This is a genomic window from Burkholderia sp. 9775_39, from assembly GCF_015712225.1.
Taxonomy (GTDB): domain Bacteria; phylum Pseudomonadota; class Gammaproteobacteria; order Burkholderiales; family Burkholderiaceae; genus Burkholderia; species Burkholderia cenocepacia.
Map to the genome: position 1 here is coordinate 97,899 of NZ_JACCQC010000022.1, position 16,173 is coordinate 114,071.

16 protein-coding genes are annotated in these 16,173 nt (G+C 67.6%); 8 read left to right on the forward strand and 8 right to left on the reverse strand.

Annotated elements, in window-relative coordinates; genetic code table 11:
* Positions 1–47: 47 nt before the first annotated feature.
* From H0X90_RS26250 to H0X90_RS26275, 6 genes are all read left to right on the forward strand, one after another.
* Positions 48–404 (forward strand): copper-binding protein, encoded by a 357-nt coding sequence (locus tag H0X90_RS26250; protein WP_077189200.1) that lies wholly within the window; start codon positions 48–50, stop codon positions 402–404.
* 14 nt (positions 405–418) lie between these two features.
* Complete coding sequence (copC, locus tag H0X90_RS26255) at positions 419–799, forward strand: copper homeostasis periplasmic binding protein CopC (protein ID WP_006484606.1); 381 nt, start codon at positions 419–421, stop codon at positions 797–799.
* The gene (locus tag H0X90_RS26260) at positions 796–1,737 is read left to right on the forward strand and encodes a CopD family protein (protein ID WP_077189199.1); all 942 of its coding nucleotides are present in this window, start codon (positions 796–798) and stop codon (positions 1,735–1,737) included. Before copC ends, H0X90_RS26260 begins: the two co-directional genes overlap by 4 nt.
* Positions 1,738–1,906: 169 nt before the next feature.
* Positions 1,907–3,721 carry an ExeM/NucH family extracellular endonuclease gene (locus H0X90_RS26265; RefSeq protein WP_048984231.1) on the forward strand — a complete coding sequence of 605 codons (1,815 nt, stop codon included), beginning with the start codon at positions 1,907–1,909 and terminating at the stop codon, positions 3,719–3,721.
* Between the two features lie 700 nt (positions 3,722–4,421).
* The gene (locus tag H0X90_RS26270; protein WP_077189197.1) at positions 4,422–6,269 is read left to right on the forward strand and encodes a peptidase S10; all 1,848 of its coding nucleotides are present in this window, start codon (positions 4,422–4,424) and stop codon (positions 6,267–6,269) included.
* An 82-nt stretch (positions 6,270–6,351) separates the two neighbouring features.
* Positions 6,352–6,744, forward strand: a complete 393-nt coding sequence (locus H0X90_RS26275; protein ID WP_006484518.1) for a hypothetical protein — start codon at positions 6,352–6,354, stop codon at positions 6,742–6,744.
* 132 nt (positions 6,745–6,876) lie between these two features.
* Here H0X90_RS26275 and H0X90_RS26280 read toward each other — a convergent pair whose 3' ends face one another.
* Positions 6,877–7,887, reverse strand: a complete 1,011-nt coding sequence (locus H0X90_RS26280) for a GlxA family transcriptional regulator (RefSeq protein WP_077189196.1) — start codon at positions 7,885–7,887, stop codon at positions 6,877–6,879.
* 88 nt (positions 7,888–7,975) lie between these two features.
* Here H0X90_RS26280 and H0X90_RS26285 point away from each other — a divergent pair, with 88 nt between their 5' ends.
* Positions 7,976–9,076 carry a DJ-1/PfpI family protein gene (locus H0X90_RS26285; protein WP_077189195.1) on the forward strand — a complete coding sequence of 367 codons (1,101 nt, stop codon included), beginning with the start codon at positions 7,976–7,978 and terminating at the stop codon, positions 9,074–9,076.
* A 12-nt stretch (positions 9,077–9,088) separates the two neighbouring features.
* Here the strand turns inward: H0X90_RS26285 and H0X90_RS26290 are convergent, their stop codons facing one another.
* From H0X90_RS26290 to metC, 7 genes are all read right to left on the reverse strand, one after another.
* Complete coding sequence (locus tag H0X90_RS26290) at positions 9,089–9,508, reverse strand: hypothetical protein (protein ID WP_006495792.1); 420 nt, start codon at positions 9,506–9,508, stop codon at positions 9,089–9,091.
* A gap of 180 nt (positions 9,509–9,688) precedes the next feature.
* Positions 9,689–9,820: a hypothetical protein gene (locus H0X90_RS36085; RefSeq protein WP_256858804.1), complete on the reverse strand. Its 132-nt coding sequence runs from the start codon at positions 9,818–9,820 to the stop codon at positions 9,689–9,691.
* Positions 9,821–9,870: 50 nt separating this feature from the next.
* Positions 9,871–11,349: an aminotransferase class V-fold PLP-dependent enzyme gene (locus tag H0X90_RS26300; RefSeq protein WP_077189194.1), complete on the reverse strand. Its 1,479-nt coding sequence runs from the start codon at positions 11,347–11,349 to the stop codon at positions 9,871–9,873.
* Positions 11,350–11,651: 302 nt separating this feature from the next.
* Complete coding sequence (locus H0X90_RS26305) at positions 11,652–12,410, reverse strand: amino acid ABC transporter ATP-binding protein (RefSeq protein ID WP_006484591.1); 759 nt, start codon at positions 12,408–12,410, stop codon at positions 11,652–11,654.
* 8 nt (positions 12,411–12,418) lie between these two features.
* Entirely contained in the window at positions 12,419–13,069 is a 651-nt protein-coding gene (locus H0X90_RS26310) for an amino acid ABC transporter permease (protein WP_034202830.1), read from the reverse strand.
* 3 nt (positions 13,070–13,072) lie between these two features.
* Positions 13,073–13,912: an ABC transporter substrate-binding protein gene (locus tag H0X90_RS26315; protein ID WP_006484549.1), complete on the reverse strand. Its 840-nt coding sequence runs from the start codon at positions 13,910–13,912 to the stop codon at positions 13,073–13,075.
* A gap of 55 nt (positions 13,913–13,967) precedes the next feature.
* Positions 13,968–15,131: a cystathionine beta-lyase gene (metC, locus tag H0X90_RS26320; RefSeq protein WP_077189193.1), complete on the reverse strand. Its 1,164-nt coding sequence runs from the start codon at positions 15,129–15,131 to the stop codon at positions 13,968–13,970.
* 108 nt (positions 15,132–15,239) lie between these two features.
* Here metC and H0X90_RS26325 point away from each other — a divergent pair.
* Positions 15,240–16,173 (forward strand): LysR substrate-binding domain-containing protein (locus tag H0X90_RS26325; RefSeq protein ID WP_077189192.1); only part of this gene is annotated, 934 nt, incomplete at its 3' end.

The window sequence follows — 16,173 nt, forward strand, 5'->3', positions numbered from 1 at the left end:
ACCGAGGCGGCCGCCGGTTTCCATTCACTGACACGGGAGTCGACACGATGAAGAAGGGACTGGTTTTGATGGCGACGGGGTGGGCGCTGGCGTTGTCGGCCGCGTCGCACGCGGCCGGCGACATGACCGGCGGCACGGCCGGCATGGACATGAGCGCGGATGCGAAGCAGGGCGCCGCGGCGTCGAGCATGTCGCACGGCGAGATCCGCAAGGTCGACACGGCGGCCGGCAAGCTGACGATCAAGCACGGCCCGCTGGAGAACCTCGGGATGGACGCGATGACGATGGTATTCAAGGTGAAGGACCTGGCGATGCTGTCGCAGGTGAAGGCGGGCGATACGATCGACTTCGTCGCCGAGGACGTGGACGGCACGCTGACCGTCGTCGAACTGAAGAAGCCGTGACGCGGAGCGCGAACATGACGATTTCCACACGCAAGCGGCTGGCCGGCTTCACCGCCGCTGCCGCGCTCTTCGCGATTGCACCGGTCGCGGCGTCGGCGCACGGCAAGCTGGAAAGCGCGGTCCCGGCGGCCGGCAGCACGATCGACGCGGCGCCCGACATGGTGCGGCTCACGTTCAACGAAGCTCTCGAACCGGCGTTCAGCACGGTGAAGGTGTCGGATGCGAGCGGCAACGCCATCACGCAGGACAAGGCGAAGGTCGACGCGTCGAACCCGCGCGTGATGACCGTCGCGATCCCGACGCTCGCGGCGGGCGCGTACACCGTGCAATGGGCGGCGATGACGGCCGATGCGCATCGCACGAAGGGCACTTATACGTTCCGGGTGAAGGGATGAACGACGGCGTCGTCGGCCTGCTGCGGCTTGGTGCGGTGACGATCCAGAACGCCGGGTTCGCGGTCGTCGTCGGTGCGCTGCTGGGGCGCCGCTGGCTCGCGCGCGGCGCGTCCGCATGGCAGCACGGTGTCGGACGGCGGCTCGTCGCGACGCTGCGCATCGCGTCCGTCGTATCGCTGCTCGCGAGCGTCACCGCGTTCTGGGCGCACTGCGCGCTGATGAGCGAAGTGTCGCTGCTCGACGCGGGCCCGGCGGTATGTTCGATGCTCGCGGGCACCGGCTTCGGTCATGCGTGGCTGGCCGGCACGGCGTTCATGCTCGTCGTCGTGCTGCTGTCGTTCGCCGGACGTGCGAACGACACGCGGTTTCCGTTCGCGATGGCGGCCGCGCTTGCCGGTGTCGCGCTGGCGCGCAGCAATGGCGGCCATCCGGTCGACGCCGGGCTGTTCAGCGTGCCGGTGTGGATCGACTGGCTGCATCTGCTGGCGATCAGCGTGTGGATCGGACTCGTGCTCGTGACGACGTTCGGCGTGATGCCGCGGCTCGCCCGCATGCCGGCGAGCGAACGCATGACGGGCGCGGCGTTCGTGCAGTCGCTGTCCGATGCGTCGACCTGCGCGTTGATCGTGCTGTTCGCGACCGGCGCGTACAACGGCTGGCGCGGCGTCGAGACGCCGGCCAACCTGCTCGCGTCGACGTACGGGCAGATCCTGCTGCTGAAGCTCGCGCTCGTGCTGCTTGCCGCGATGCTCGGCGCACACAACCGCTTCTTCGGGATGCCGACGCTGCTGCGCGCGTTGAAGGACCCGGCCGCCGCGATGCCGGCACACGCGTTGAAGCGGTTCTGCACCGTGCTGCGAGTCGAGGCGGTCGTGCTCGGCGGCGTACTGATGGCGGCGGCCGTGCTCGTGTCGAGCGCGTTGCCGGGGACGATCTAGCGGCGGGGCTTCGGCGCCGGAAGATGGGGTGCATGGTCGGGGCTTGACCGGAGGACACAGGGCGATCGCGGCGTGATGACGACCATTACATCGGCCTGTCTCGCGATTACCAAAAACTGTCACCGAGCGCCGCTAAGCTTTCGCCACCCTCACAACCGGGATTCCCGCCATGCGCTCGACAATCCGCCTGTTTGCCCCGCTATTGCTGCTCCCGACGCTCGCCGCGCCGGTGTGCGCCGCCACCGCCGCACCCGTCAGCCCGAATTGCGGCGGCAGCACGACGCCGATCGCCGATATCCAGGGGGCAGGCGCGCCGTCGCCGCTCGCCGGTCAGAACGCATCGATCGAAGCGGTCGTCACCGCCGATTTCGGCGGCACGGACGGCTTCGGCGGCTTCTTCGTCCAGCAGGCCGACGCGCAGCGCCGCAACCAGCCGGGCGTGTCCGAAGGGCTGTTCGTCTATGCGCCGAAAGCGCGCGCGAAGGCCGGCGATCTCGTGCACGTGACGGGCAAGGTCGAGGAGAAATACGGGCAGACGCAGCTCACGCTGTCGGGCGCGATCGCGGTGTGCGCGAACGGCCAGACGGTCACGCCCGCGACGCTCACGCTGCCGGTCGACAGCCCGAGCGCGTTCGCCGCATACGAAGGGATGCTCGTGCGCCTGCCGCAGACGCTGACCGTCACCGACAACTACGAACTCGGCCGCTACGGCAGCGTGATGCTCAGCAACGGCCGCTTGCGGACGCCGACGAGCGTCGTGCCGCCCGCGCAGGCGCAGACGCAGATCGACGCGAACGCGCGCAACCGCCTGATCCTCGACGACGGCTCGAACAAGCAGAACCCGGCAACCGTGCCGTATCCGGCGCCGGGCCTGTCGGCCGCGAACACGCTGCGCGCGGGCTACACGGTGCGCGACGTCGAAGGCGTGCTCGAAGTGCGTTACGGCGCCTGGCGCGTGCAGCCGCTGCCCGGCGCGGCCGCGCCGGCGTTCGACGCGCGTTCGAACCCGCGCACCCAAGCACCGGCGCGCGATCCGAAATCGAACCTGCGCGTCGCGTCGTTCAACGTGCTGAACTATTTCAACGGCAACGGTCTCGGCGGCGGCTTCGACGATCCGAACAACCGCGGCGCGAAGACCTTCCAGGAATTCCAGCGTCAGGAAGCGAAGATCGTCAGCGCGCTGAAGGCGATCGACGCCGACGTGATCGGCCTGATGGAAATCCAGAACAACGGCTACGGCGAACTGAGCGCGGTGCGCCAGCTCGCGGCGAAGCTCGGCAACCACTGGCGCGTGGTCGATCCCGGCACGTCACGGCTGGGCGGCGACGCGATCGCGGTCGCGCTGATCTACGACAGCCGCAAGGTCGAACCGGTCGGCCGCGCGGCGACGCTCGCGATCGACGACAAGAACCGTCAGCCGCTCGCGCAGTCGTTCCGGCTGATCAACGGCAACAAGCAGGCGCTGACGGTGGCCGTGAATCACCTGAAGTCGAAGAACTGCCCGGATGCGGCGAACGACGATCTCGACCAGGGCGATGGCCAGGGCTGCTGGAACCCGACGCGCACGCGCGCGGCGGCGAAGGTGGCCGACTGGCTGGCCGGCAACCCGACGGGCGTCAAGAGCCAGGGCGTGCTGCTGATCGGCGATTTCAACAGCTACACGTACGAAGACCCGATCCGCGCGCTCGAATCGCGCGGCTACCGCAACCTCGTCGCGCGCTGGATCGGCGCGAATGCGTACAGCTACGTGTACAACGGCGAAGCCGGCTATCTCGACCACGCGCTGGCGACGCTGCCGCTCGCATCGCACGTGAAGGCCGTGCACGAATGGCACATCAACGCGGACGAGCCGCTCGCGCTGCAGTACACGCTCGCGTACAAGTCGGCGGAGCAGCAGAAGACGTTCTACGCGGCCGATGCATATCGTTCGTCGGATCACGATCCGGTGCTGATCGATATCGCGCTGCCGGGCGGCGGGAAGTAATCGCGGTTCGAGTCTTGACGACGGGCGACGTGCGGCAGGCAATACCGTACGTCGTCGCTTGTCCGGGAACACCGTTTGAATGCCGGGTAAATAATGCCGTGAAGAATTAATCGAATCGGTATTTTATGGATGACGCAGCGCACGGCGATGCTGCGATTGAAGCGTGATTGAAGCGAATCGAATCATCGAATGACGCGCGCACGCCGCGGCATTGCATTAATCGATCGGCGATAATAAAAATGAAAGAATAATCCTGTCGATTTGAAGGCTTTGAATGCGCTTGTCCAAGACGGGATAGGCTTCCGCGTTATGCCGGAAAAGCAAAATATTCGGTGCGGCATTACCGATGAAGCACACGCTGCCAGAATAATCCCGCTTTCTTTCAGATTCCAGACACTGTCCGCCCTTTGCATCATTGCGGGATTTTTAATATCCGAATGATCTTTGACAACGCGGCGCAGCACCGCCTATTTTTGTGGTGTCGTAAATTTAGTCATATAAAAGTTGGCCAAACTGCAGGGGGCGCGTCCGAGCACCATTCTCGCCAGCAGTTTGCTGTGTCTGTATCAAGTTCAGTCTCTGAGAAGTCCAATCCCCAACCGCCGACTGCCGACCGTGCAACGCGAGTGGCGGGACGGCCTGCGCGTGTCGCAGGCGTTGGCGGCCTTTGTGACGCGGTATCCGAAGCCAAAGGAAAGAGATGAAACCAGACAGGAGCAGTACCGGCAGCCGCCGTGTTCGTCGCGGCCGGCTGGCCGGGCTCGGTGCATTGTCGGCCATGACGCTGGCGCTCGCGGCGTGCGGCGGCGACGATTCGTCGTCGGTCGGCGCGTCGAGTCTCGCGCAGGCCACCGCGAGCCAGCAGGCGAGCGCGCAGGCGGCCGGCACCCAGGCGCCGGCGGCCAACCAGCCGTACGTCGACCCGGTCGCGTACTCGATGAACGCGACCGACGGCCTCGCGCCGTCGCAGGTGTCCGAGAAGGCGGCCGTCATGCATTACCAGTGGACCGGCGGCGGCAAGACGATCGACTACACGACGACCACCGGCCACCTGACCGCGCAGGACGCGAACGGCAATGCGGAAGCGTCGATGTCGTATGTCGCGTACACCGCGCCCAGCACGAACGGCAAGCCGCGCCCGGTCACGTTCGTCTACAACGGCGGGCCCGGCTCGTCGTCGATCTGGCTGCGGCTCGGCTCGTTCGCGCCGACCCGCGTGGCCACGCCCGATCCGCTGTTCGGCAACAACTGGCCGAACTACCCGCTCGTCGACAATGCGGAGAGCCTGATCGACACCACCGACCTCGTGTTCATCGACCCGCCCGGCACCGGGCTGTCGGAAGCCGTGTTGCCGAACACCAACCAGAAGTACTGGGGCTCCGACGTGGACGTGAACATCATGCGCGACTTCATCCAGCGCTACCTGAACGTCAACAGTCGCGGCACGTCGCCGATCTACCTGTACGGCGAATCGTACGGCACGCCGCGGACCGACATGCTGGCGCTCGCACTCGAATCGGCCGGCGTGCACCTGACGGGCATCGTGTTGCAGTCGTCGATCCTGAACTACTTCGCGGATGCGGTGGAAGCGGTGGCGATCACGCAGTCGACCGAAGGGCTGCTGCTCGATACCGATACGGTGGCCGGCTACCTGCCCGGCTACGCGGCGGTCGCCGCGTACTTCAACCAGGTGTCGCCGGCGCCGGTGAACCAGGATCTGTACGCATTCCAGACGGAACTGTTCACGACGCTGATCTACAGCCAGCTGCAGAAGTACTCGCAATCGTGGGTGTTGAGCCAGCTCGGCATTCCGGATGCGCTCGGCACGCCGGTGTTCCCGAGCGATGCGACGCTCAGGCTGTGGTCGATCCCGTCGAGCCTCACGCAGCAGGCGCTGCGCGGCTACTTCAACGCGAATCCGTTCGGCACGAGCCTGCTGCCCGGCACGACGATCGGCCGCTACGACGGGCGCGTGTCGTTGCCGAACTCGGACCCGCGGCTGCAGACCGACGGCGATCCGTCCGACATCCTGATCTCGCAGCCGTTCACGAACGCGCTCGCGACGCAGATGCCGGACTACCTCGGCTATACGGCCCCGAACGCGACGTACCTGCCGCTGAACGACAACATCATCGGCGTCTGGGACTTCTCGCACGACGGCCAGCCGATGCCGGACACGATCCCCGATCTGCTCGGCGCGCTGCAGCTCAACCCGAAGCTTCGCGTGCTCGCGGAGAACGGCTACCACGATCTCGCGACGCCGTTCTTCAACACCGAGAAGCAACTCGCGCGGCTGCAGACGGTGAAGGGCCTGAATCCGAAACTGCAGGTGAACTTCTTCCAGGGCGGCCACATGACTTACCTGGACGACGTCGCCCGTCCGCTGATGAAGCGGGACCTGCAGACGTTCTACAAGGGCGCGCGGATTCCGACGGCGCTGACGCTGCACACGCTGCCGCCGCCGTGGCCGGATGAAAACCCGCCGAGCGTTCCGACCGGCAGCGTCCCGGGCGCGACGGCCGCGACGACGCTGGCGGCGGCCCCTTGAGCGACGGCGTCCTTGTCGAAGGAACCCACTCTTCATCCATTGAATGCGAGCGATCATGTCCCTAATCCAATTGATGCGGCGTATGTCTCCGTTGATCGTGCTCGGTGCCGCGATGAGCAGTGCCTACGCGTTGCCGCCGCAGGCGGTGGCGCCGGTGAAGCTGCCGCACGGCGGGCGCGGTGTCGACGGTCCGTTCTTTCCGGCCACGCGCGCGGCGCCGGTGTTGCCGTCGACCGGCGCGGCGTTGCAGCAGCAGGCGCAGCAGCGCGTCGATGCGCGGCTCGGCGCCAATACCGTGCTGAGCAACGGCGCGGCCGTGACGAAGGCGCAGGCGCAGAGCAGCGGGCTCGGCTTCGTGTCGAAGCACTTCGACGAGATCGACGCGAAGCACACCGGCCGCGTGACGATGAGCGATGTACGGCAGTTCATCCGGCAGCGGCAGGTGCAGGCGCAGCAGGAACAGCAGGACGAGTGACGTAGTCGGGCAGGGCGGCGGCCGGCGCGATGGCGATCGCACCGGCCGCCGCCTATTCGGCTGCGCGGGGGCGGGGTCGCCCGGCTTCCGTTGCATGTTTTCATCCCGCATGCCCGAGGAGTCGGGGACGTCCTATCCCGTGCGCGACTTCTCGCGTCGCGGTCCGAAGCGCGCGCGATAGTCGCGCGGCGAGATGCCGACGCGTTTCGAGAACGCACGCTGCAGCGCGTCCACGCTGCCGAATCCCGAGCGTTCCGCGATCCGTTCGAGCGGCCAGTCGGCCCGCTCCAGCAGCGCCTTCGCGCGCTCGACGCGCGCTGCCAGCACGTACTGCGCGGGCGATAGTCCGGTCTCCTTGACGAAATGGCGCGCGAACGTCCGTTCGCTCATGTGCATGCGGGCGGCCAGCGCGGCGACGCCGAGGTCGGCGGCCGGATCGTCGGCGATGTCGGCGAGCAGCGACCGCATGCGCGGCGTCGCCCCGGCCTGGATGTCGAGCCCGACGCTGAACTGCGCCTGTCCGCCGGGACGATGCATGAACAGCACGAGTTCGCGTGCGATCGCGAGCGCGGTCGGCGCACCGCAGTCCGCCTCGACGAGCGCCAGGCACAGATCGATACCGGCCGTCACGCCGGCCGACGTATGGAACGGCGGATCGCTCACGTAGATCGCGTCCGGCTCGATCCGCGCGTCGGGACAGAGCGCCTGTAGCGCCGAGCACTGGTTCCAGTGCGTGGTTGCGCGCTTGCCGTCCAGCCAGCCACCGGCGGCGAGCACGAACGCGCCGGTGCAGATGCTCGCGATGCGCCGCGTGCTCGCGATCCGGGTGCGGAGCCACGGCAGCACGCCGGCTTCCGACGCGGCGTGCCGCAGCGCCGCTTCATCGCCGCCCGCGACGATGATCGTGTCGATTCGTTCCGGCAGTGCCGCGAGGGCGGCCGCGCCGGCGAGCCGCAGGCCCGCGTGCGTGACGATATCGTCCCCGTGTTGCGACGCGAGCGTGAGCCGGTACGGAACGGCGTGAGCCGGAAGATGACGGTTCGCGACCGCGAACACTTCCATCGGCCCCGTGATGTCGAGCGACTGGACACCTGCGAAGCCGACGACCACGACGTCGCGTGCCGAACGGGTTGACTGAGGCATGGCGGAAAGTGCGGTGGAGTTGTCCTTGTGACCGCGAGCATGATCCTTGTAATTTTCCGGACATGCAATCGATCGACACGGGTGGGCGATGCGGGAACGGAAGACAGGCGGCGCGGTGCTGCTCGTATGCGGGCTGCTGGGTGCGTGGGCATGGGGGTGGCCGACGCGGGCGATGGCGGAGGACCCGCCGGCGGCGGCCCGGACGCTGACGATCGGCATGCCGAAGGCGGGCCGCCCGCGGCCGCTCGTTGCGATCGTCGCGGACAACGCCGGAACGGAGACGACCGATTTCATCGTGCCGTACGCGATTCTGAAGCGCTCCGGTGCGGTCGATGTCGTCGCCGTGTCGGCCGACGAAGGCGCGGTCGAACTGATGCCCGCTCTGCGCGTGCTCGCCGATACCACGTTCGACCGGTTCGACGCGACGGTGCCCGCGGGGGCGGATGTCGTGATCGTTCCCGCGATGCATCGCGCGGACCGGCCGGCCGTGCTGGCCTGGCTACGCAAGCAGGCCGCTGCCGGCGCGACGATGGTGGCGATCTGCGATGGCGCCGAGGTGCTCGCGAACACCGGCCTGCTGCGGCATCGCACCGCGACGTCGCACTGGTATTCGCGCGAGCGCCTGCGTCGCCGCTTCACCGAGACGAAATGGGTCGACGATCGTCGCTACGTGATGGACGGCAACGTGATGACGACGACCGGCGTGTCCGCATCGATTCCCGCTTCGCTGGCATTGTTGAGCGCGCTGGCCGGGCCGACCGCCGCGCGCGACACGGCGCGCGGCCTCGGCGTGCAGGCATGGAGCGATGCGCACGACGGCAGCCGCTTCGGGGTGACCACGCGCGCGGTGGCGATCGCATTGATGAACCGCGTTGCGTTCTGGCGGCACGAGACGTTCGATCTTCCGGTCGAAAGCGGGTTTGACGAGCTGCCGGTCGCGTTGAGCGCCGACGCGTGGGCACGGACCTGGCGCAGTGACGTCGTCGCGACGGCCGATGCGGGCGTGGTCGAGTCGAGGTACGGGCTGCGGTTGCTGGCGCAGCCGGCCCATGGCCGGCACGCGCGCGTGACGACGTCGGCCGGCTGGCGGGGCGAATCGACGCTTGCCGGTGTGCTCGCGGATATCGCGGCGCGCTACGGCGACGCCACATCCGGGTGGGTCGCGTTGCAACTGGAGTATCCGGAGTAGCGCCCGCCGCGCTTACTTCACCCATTCCGCGAGCCGCGGATCGGGATAGGGCAGGAGATCCTGCGACGCGGTGGGCTCGGCCACCCATTTCTCGCCGTTCCAGTGGAAATCGGCCTGCGTTTCCGATCCGTGGCCGTTCGAGCGGATGGCCATGGTGCAGGCAGCCTGTCCGGGGTACGTCGGGTTCTTGGCACCGATGCAGGACCCGAGAAACACCATGACGTCGCCGAGGCCGAACCGCTCCTGCATCGCATAGGTTGCGTCGAGGTCGGAGAGCCGGTCCGGCACCGGCGTCGCGTCGCATGCAGCGACGCTCGCGGCCAGCAGCAGCGCGGCGGCGCGGCCGGCGCGCCGCCAGTGGCACGGGCCGTGGGCGGAAGGTGCGTCAGCGTCGGCGCGCTGCCGCGCGCGGGCATGTGACGGGCGGGGCATTCGGCGTCCAGCGGATGAACATGGCGGCCATTGTGACGGATTTCGCCGGCCGCCGCGACGTTCGCCAGGAGATCGACATGAAGCTGCCGTGCCTCGACGTACCGCTACCCGGCGCCAGCCCCGACGCGGCGTGATGGCGGCTCGCGTGCCGCGTGCGCGAACGCCAACGCGCGATCACCGTCATCCTGAACGGCCCGCCGTGTTCTGCCGCATGGCGAACGCGCCGTTCGCGTCGTCGAGCGCGAAGCCCCTCACGTTGAAATGCCCGAGGTCGAGCGACCCGCCGCGACCGCGCCCGGTCATCAGCGTCACCGCTGCCGTTGGGTACATCCATTTGCCGCGCAGCGTGATGTCGGGGACGCTCAGGCCGTCCGTCGTGCAGACAGCCGGTTCCACAGCATGCCGGAGCGGCTCCCGCTGCGGCAATACGCGAGCACCGGCTTGGGCAGCGTGTCGACCAGTGCGCCGAACGCGTCGACTTCCGCGTCGCCGATGCGATCGCGTTCGACCGGTAGGTAGCGCGCGTCCATCCCGAGTTCGCGCGCGGCCGCGGCGATTTCCTCGAACGCCGGCTGGTCGTCGCCTTCGCCATCCGGCCGGTTGCAGATCACCGCACGGAAGCCGGCATTGCGGATCGCCTTCAGGTCGGCCGGCGTGATCTGCCGCGACGCGGTGAAGCCGGTCGCCGCGGCCGCGCGACATTGCTCGATCGCCCGCGCGAAACAGCCGATCGCGAAGTCGACGTCCTGCTCCGTCGTGAACCGCCCGAAACTGATGCGCACGGTGCGACCGGCCGTTTCCGCATCGAGGCCGATCGCGGTCAGCACGTGGGACGGCGCGCCGCTGGTCGAATTGCACGCGGAGGTCGACGACACGGCGAGCGCATCGCCGAGCATGAACGGGAAGAAGCCCGGCGCATGCACCGTCAGGCTCAGCGTGTGCGGGATGCGGCGGGCGGCGGCCGCGTTCTGCGTGACGTCGCCGAGCGCGAACAGCGCGTCGGTCAGCCGTGCGCCGAGCGCCGCGATTCGCGCGGTCTCGCCGTCGAGTTTTTCCGCGGCGAGTGCGCACGCGACGCCCATGCCGACGATCTGATGCGTCGCGAGCGTGCCCGAACGCAACCCGCGCTCGTGGCCGCCGCCGTGAATCTGCGGTGCGATCCGGCTGGCGATCTCGCGGCGGACGAACAGGGCGCCGATGCCTTTCGGGCCGTACACCTTGTGGGCGGACATCGACATCATGTCGATGCCGAGCGCGCGCACGTCGATCGGCGTCTTGCCGAGCGCTTGCGCGGCGTCGACGTGGAGCAGCGCGCCGGCGGCGTGCACGATGCCGGCGATCGCGCCGATGTCGGTCAGCGTGCCGATCTCGTTGTTCACGAGCATCAGCGACACGAGGCCCGTGTCGGGGCCGATCGCGGCCGCGACCGCGTCGGCGGTGATTTCGCCGTGTGCGTCGGGCGTCAGGAAGGTGACCTGCGTGCCGTGCTTCGACAGGTTCGCCATCGTGTCGAGAATGGCCTTGTGCTCGAGGCGGCTCGTGATCAGGTGGCGCTTGCCGGTCGCGTTTTCCGCATAGCCCTTCAGCGCGAGGTTGTTCGATTCGGTGGCGCCGGACGTCCAGACGATTTCGTCGGCATCCGCGCCGATCAGGGCGGCGACCTGCGCGCGGGCGTGCTCGACCTTGTCTTTCGCGAGCCGGCCGGCGGCGTGCGAACTGGAAGCGGGGTTGCCGAAGATGCCGTCGAAGCCGAGGCAGGCCGTCATCGCTTCGATCACGCGGGGATCGGCCGGGGTGGTGGCTGCGTAGTCGAGGTAGTGCAGCGGGGTGGGTTCGCTCATGTCCGTCTCTTGCTGATTGCGTAGTGACGGAAATGATACGGGGGACAGAAGGGAAAAAGGATCCAAAGTTGGCTGGCGATTCAGCTCGATGTGGAATAACGTTTTCTCTGTTTGCGAAATGAGGGAATTTGTTTCTCGGTGGGCCCGGCCGTGCGCTGAGGCGCCGGCTTGACCGGCGGGTTTGGCCTGCCGCGGACGGCCGGGTCGCACGGAGAAGCGCCGCGGGCCGGCATGGCAGCTGGCCATCGCCTGCCCGGGTTCGAGCCTGCCGGCGCCCGGCGGCACGTCGGGTCACGCGCGCATCAAGTCTCGATGAGATTGAGAAACTGCCGCACGCGCGGGTGCGTGCTCGCGGTAAAGAACGCATCGGGCGTCGTGTCCTGCACCACCACGCCGTTCTCCATGAACACCACGCGATCGGCGACGTCCTGCGCGAAGCGCACTTCGTGCGTGACGACGAGCATCGTCATTCCGTTGCCCGCGAGTTCCCGCATGACCGCGAGCACGTCTTCTCGCAATGCCGGATCGAGCGCGGAAGTCGGCTCGTCGAACAGGATGACTTCCGGGTCCATCGCGAGGCCGCGGGCGATGGCGACGCGCTGCTTCTGGCCGCCGGACAGTCGCGCCGGGTATTCGCCGGCCTTGTGCGCGAGGCCCACGCGGTCGAGCAGGTGCAGCCCGCGCTCGAGGGCTTCGCTTTTGCGCACGCCCTTGACGCTCACGAGCCCCTCGATGACGTTTTCCAGCGCGGTGCGGTGCGGAAACAGGTTGAACGACTGGAACACCATCGCCGTACGCTGGCGGATGGCCTTGATGCGTTTCTGCTCGTCGCGCGACAGCGCGGTGCCGCCCGCACGTTCGATTTCGATGCCGCACACCGATACCTTGCCCGCATCGGGCAGTTCCAGAAAATTCAGCGAGCGCAACAACGTGGTCTTGCCGGAGCCGGACGGCCCCATCAGCACGACCACTTCGCCGCGTGCGACACGGAAGTCGACGCGCCGCAGCACGACGTTTTCCCCGAAGGACTTGGCCAGCCCCTGAACGACGATGGTATGCATAGGTGTAGTCATTGAAAGCGCCGCGACACGCGGCCTTCGAAGATCGTCTGGACGATCGTCAGGATCTGGTTGATGACCCAGTAGATCAGGCCGACCATCAGGAACATCTCCATGTAGCGGAAGGTCGACGCGCCGACCTGGTCGGCCACGCGGGTGAGTTCGACGACGGTGATCGTGGACGCCAGCGACGTATCCTTGATCAGCGCGATCATCCGGCTGCCGACGGGCGGGATCGCGATGCGCAGCCCCTGCGGCAGGATCACGCGCCACATCATCTTCCAGTAGTTCATGCCGAGCGAATGCGCGGCTTCCCACTGGCCGCGATCGACCGCGTTGATCCCGGAGCGGAAGTTCTCGCTCAGGTACGCCGCGGAGAACAGCGTGAGCGCGAGCAGCGCGGCCGGTACCGGGTCGAGCGTGATGCCGTAGCGCGGCAGCCCGAAGTAGATCAGCAGGATCTGCACCAGCAGCGGCGTGCCGCGAAAGATCGACACGTACGCGAACGCGATGCCGCGCAGGAAGCGGATCGACGACACCCGCGCGAGCGCGACGGCGAGCCCCAGCGCCGAGCCGAGCGCGAACGACGCGAGGCCGAGGAACACGGTCATCGTCACCGCGCTTTCGAGCAGCGGCAGCGACCGCACGAAGAGATCGAACATGCGTCACTCCTTCTGCGCTTTCGCCCGCGCGATGTTGCCGACCATGTCGTAGGTCGGACCGACCCAGCGCTTCGCGAGCCGTTCGAGCGTGCCGTCGGCGGCCATGTCGTCGATCGCCTTGTCGACGGCGGCGAGCAGCGCCGGTTGTCCCTTCGCGAGCGCCGGCGCGGACAGCTGATAGATCAGCGGCTCGCCGACTTCCTTGACCGGCAGGTGATTCACGTTCGCGTATTTCATCCCGCCGAAGTGGGAAATGATGACCGCATCGAGGCGGCCGCTGCCGAGATCGTTGAACACGAGGCCGCCGTTGTCGTACGCGCGAATGTCGGCGTCCTTCAGGTGCGCGCGTGCCCAGGTTTCGTTCGACGAGCCCGTGGTCACGCCGACGCGCTTGCCTTTCAGGTCGGCCTGCCCGTGAATGTGGGTGTTGTCGGTGCGCACGAAGATCCGGAAATCCTCGACGCCGTACGGTTTCGCGAAATCGACCTGCTTGCTGCGCTCGGCCGTCGGCGTCAGGTCGTTCATCACCAGATCGTATTTGCCGGCCTTGAGCCCTTCGACGAAGTTCTTGTACGCGTCCGCGACGAACACGACCTGCTTCACGCCGATGCGCTTGCCGACTTCGCGCGCGACTTCGACGTCGTAGCCGGCCGGCTGGTTGCGCTCGTCCAGCAGGCTCCACGGCGGGCTGCTCTGCGTGTTCGCGACGCGCAGCGTGCCGCTGCCGCGCGCGGCAGCGAGCAGGTCGGCCGCGCCGGCATCGAGGCTCGACAACGCGAGCGCGCCCGCGATGCCGAGCGTGGCCAGGCCTCTGGCCAGAACGCGGGTGGTCTGAGGGTTCATGGTGTCTCCTTGAGTGGTGGCTTGTTCCGCACGGCGGGTGTGTACGAGCGCCGCGTTACGCTGCGTGGTTTCTGACGTCGGTGAACGCGGCGAGCCCCGTGTATAGATCGTCGATCAGCAGCTCGGGGGCTTCGAGTCCGATCGACAGGCGCACGATCGGCTGGTCGGTCAGCGGGAACCGGCGCTGCGCCTGCAGCGGCGCCGGGTAGTACGCGGCGAGGCTGTGGACGCCGCCCCAGCTCGCGCCGATCGCGAAGTGGCGCAGCGCATCGAAGAACGCGGTGAACGCGGCTTCCGGCGCGGGTTCGAGTATCAGCGAAAACAGGCAGCCGTTGCCGGAGAAATCGCGCTTCCAGATCGCGTGCCCCGCGTCGGACGGCAGTGCGGGAAACAGCACCTGGCGAACCGCCGGATGCGATTCGAGCGCCTGCGCGACGCGCAGCGCCGCCGCGCTTTGCGCATCGAAGCGCACCTTCAGGGTGTCGAGGCCGCGCAACACGAGGAAACAGTCGTCGGGGCTCGCCTGCTGGCCGAGGATGCTCTGCGTCTCGCGCAGCGTCTCGTAGTAGCCGAAGTCGTTCATGCTGATCGCGCCGAGCAGCAGATCGGAGTGACCGCCGAACAGCTTCGTGGCCGCTTCGACGCTCAGGTCCACGCCATGTTCGAGCGGTCGAAACGCGAGCGGGCTGGCCCACGTGTTGTCCATCATCGTCATGATGCGATGGCGGCGCGCGACGTCGACGATCGCCGGCACGTCCGGCATTTCCATCGTCACCGTGCCCGGCGATTCCATGCAGATCATCCGCGTATTCGGTTTCACGTACCGCTCGATGTCGGCGCCGATCGCCGGTTCGTACAGCTCGACGTCCACGTCGAACAGCGCGAGCCATTTCTGCGCGAAGGTCTTCAGCGCGCCGTAGCACGCGGCCGACACGAGCAGGTGATCGCCGCCGCGCACGAAGCCCATCACGGACGTCATCAGCGCGGCCTGCCCGGACGGCGCCAGCACGCAGTGCGCGCCGCCTTCGAGCACGGCGATGCGGCGCTCCAGTTCGCGCGCGGTCGGCGTGCCGGTGATGCCGTAGCTGTAGCCGTCGGGCTGGCGTTCCTTGCGGCGGGCGAAATCGTCGAGCGAGTCGAATACGACGGTCGAGGCACGCATGACCGCCGGCGACAGGCTGCGGAACGGTTGCGGAGGGAGCGGCGGGGTGGTCGTCATGATGCGGGTCGGGACTCCATGGCTGGAAACGGGATGACGAGCAGTTTTACTTTCGCGCCGGTTTGCAGCAACATCGGAAATAATTAGGTTGATAAGCCGGAGTTATAGGTGAGCGTGCGCGATATCGAGGTGTTCCGGGCGGTGATGAACGCCGGCAGTACCAGCAAGGCGGCCGGCGTGCTGGAGATTTCGCAGCCGGCGGTGAGCCAGTCGATCCGGCGGCTCGAGGGCATGGCCGGGTTCCGCCTGTTCGAGCGCGTGCGCAGCCGGCTCGTGCCGACGCAGGAGGCCGTCGCGCTGATGCGCGACGTCGACCGGTACTTTCTCGGCTTCGAGGTGATCGAACACCGGATCCGCAGCCTGCGTTCGTATGGGTTGGGGCGCCTCGCGATCGCGTCGCTGCCCGCGCTCGGCACCGGCTTCCTGCCGCGCGTGATCGCGTCGTTCGACGCGGCGGCGCGCGACGTGCAGATTTCGCTGCAGGTGATGAGCTCCCGCGAGGTTCACGAGAAGGTGTCGGCCGGGCAGGTCGATTTCGGGCTGATGTCCGACGAGATGTCGATGGCCGGGCTCGAGCACTCGTCGTTCGTCAGCATGCCCGGTGTCGCGGTGATGAATGCCGCGCACCCGCTGGCGGCGAAAAGCGTGATCAAGGCCGACGATCTGTCGCAGGCGCCGTTCATCGCGCTGAACCCGGAGGACAGCACGCGGTTGCGGCTCGAAACGCAGTTGCGCGGGCTCGGCGTCGTGCTGAAGCCGCTGGTCGAAACGCCTTATTCGCATACCGTGTGCGAACTCGCGCTGGCCGGCGTGGGCGTCGGTTTCGCGCATCCGTTGGTGGCGCTCGACTTCGCACAGCGCGGGCTCGTGGTCCGGCCGTTCGACGTCGATGTCGCGTTTACCGGCGTGCTGGTGTTTCGTCCGGGTACACCGATGTCGGAGAACGCGCGCGTGTTTCTCCAGCACATGCGGATCCAGCTGGAGGCCGACCGGCATGCGCTGGCGGCGTTGTCAGGCAGGAAGGGGCGGGGCAGTGCGCGGG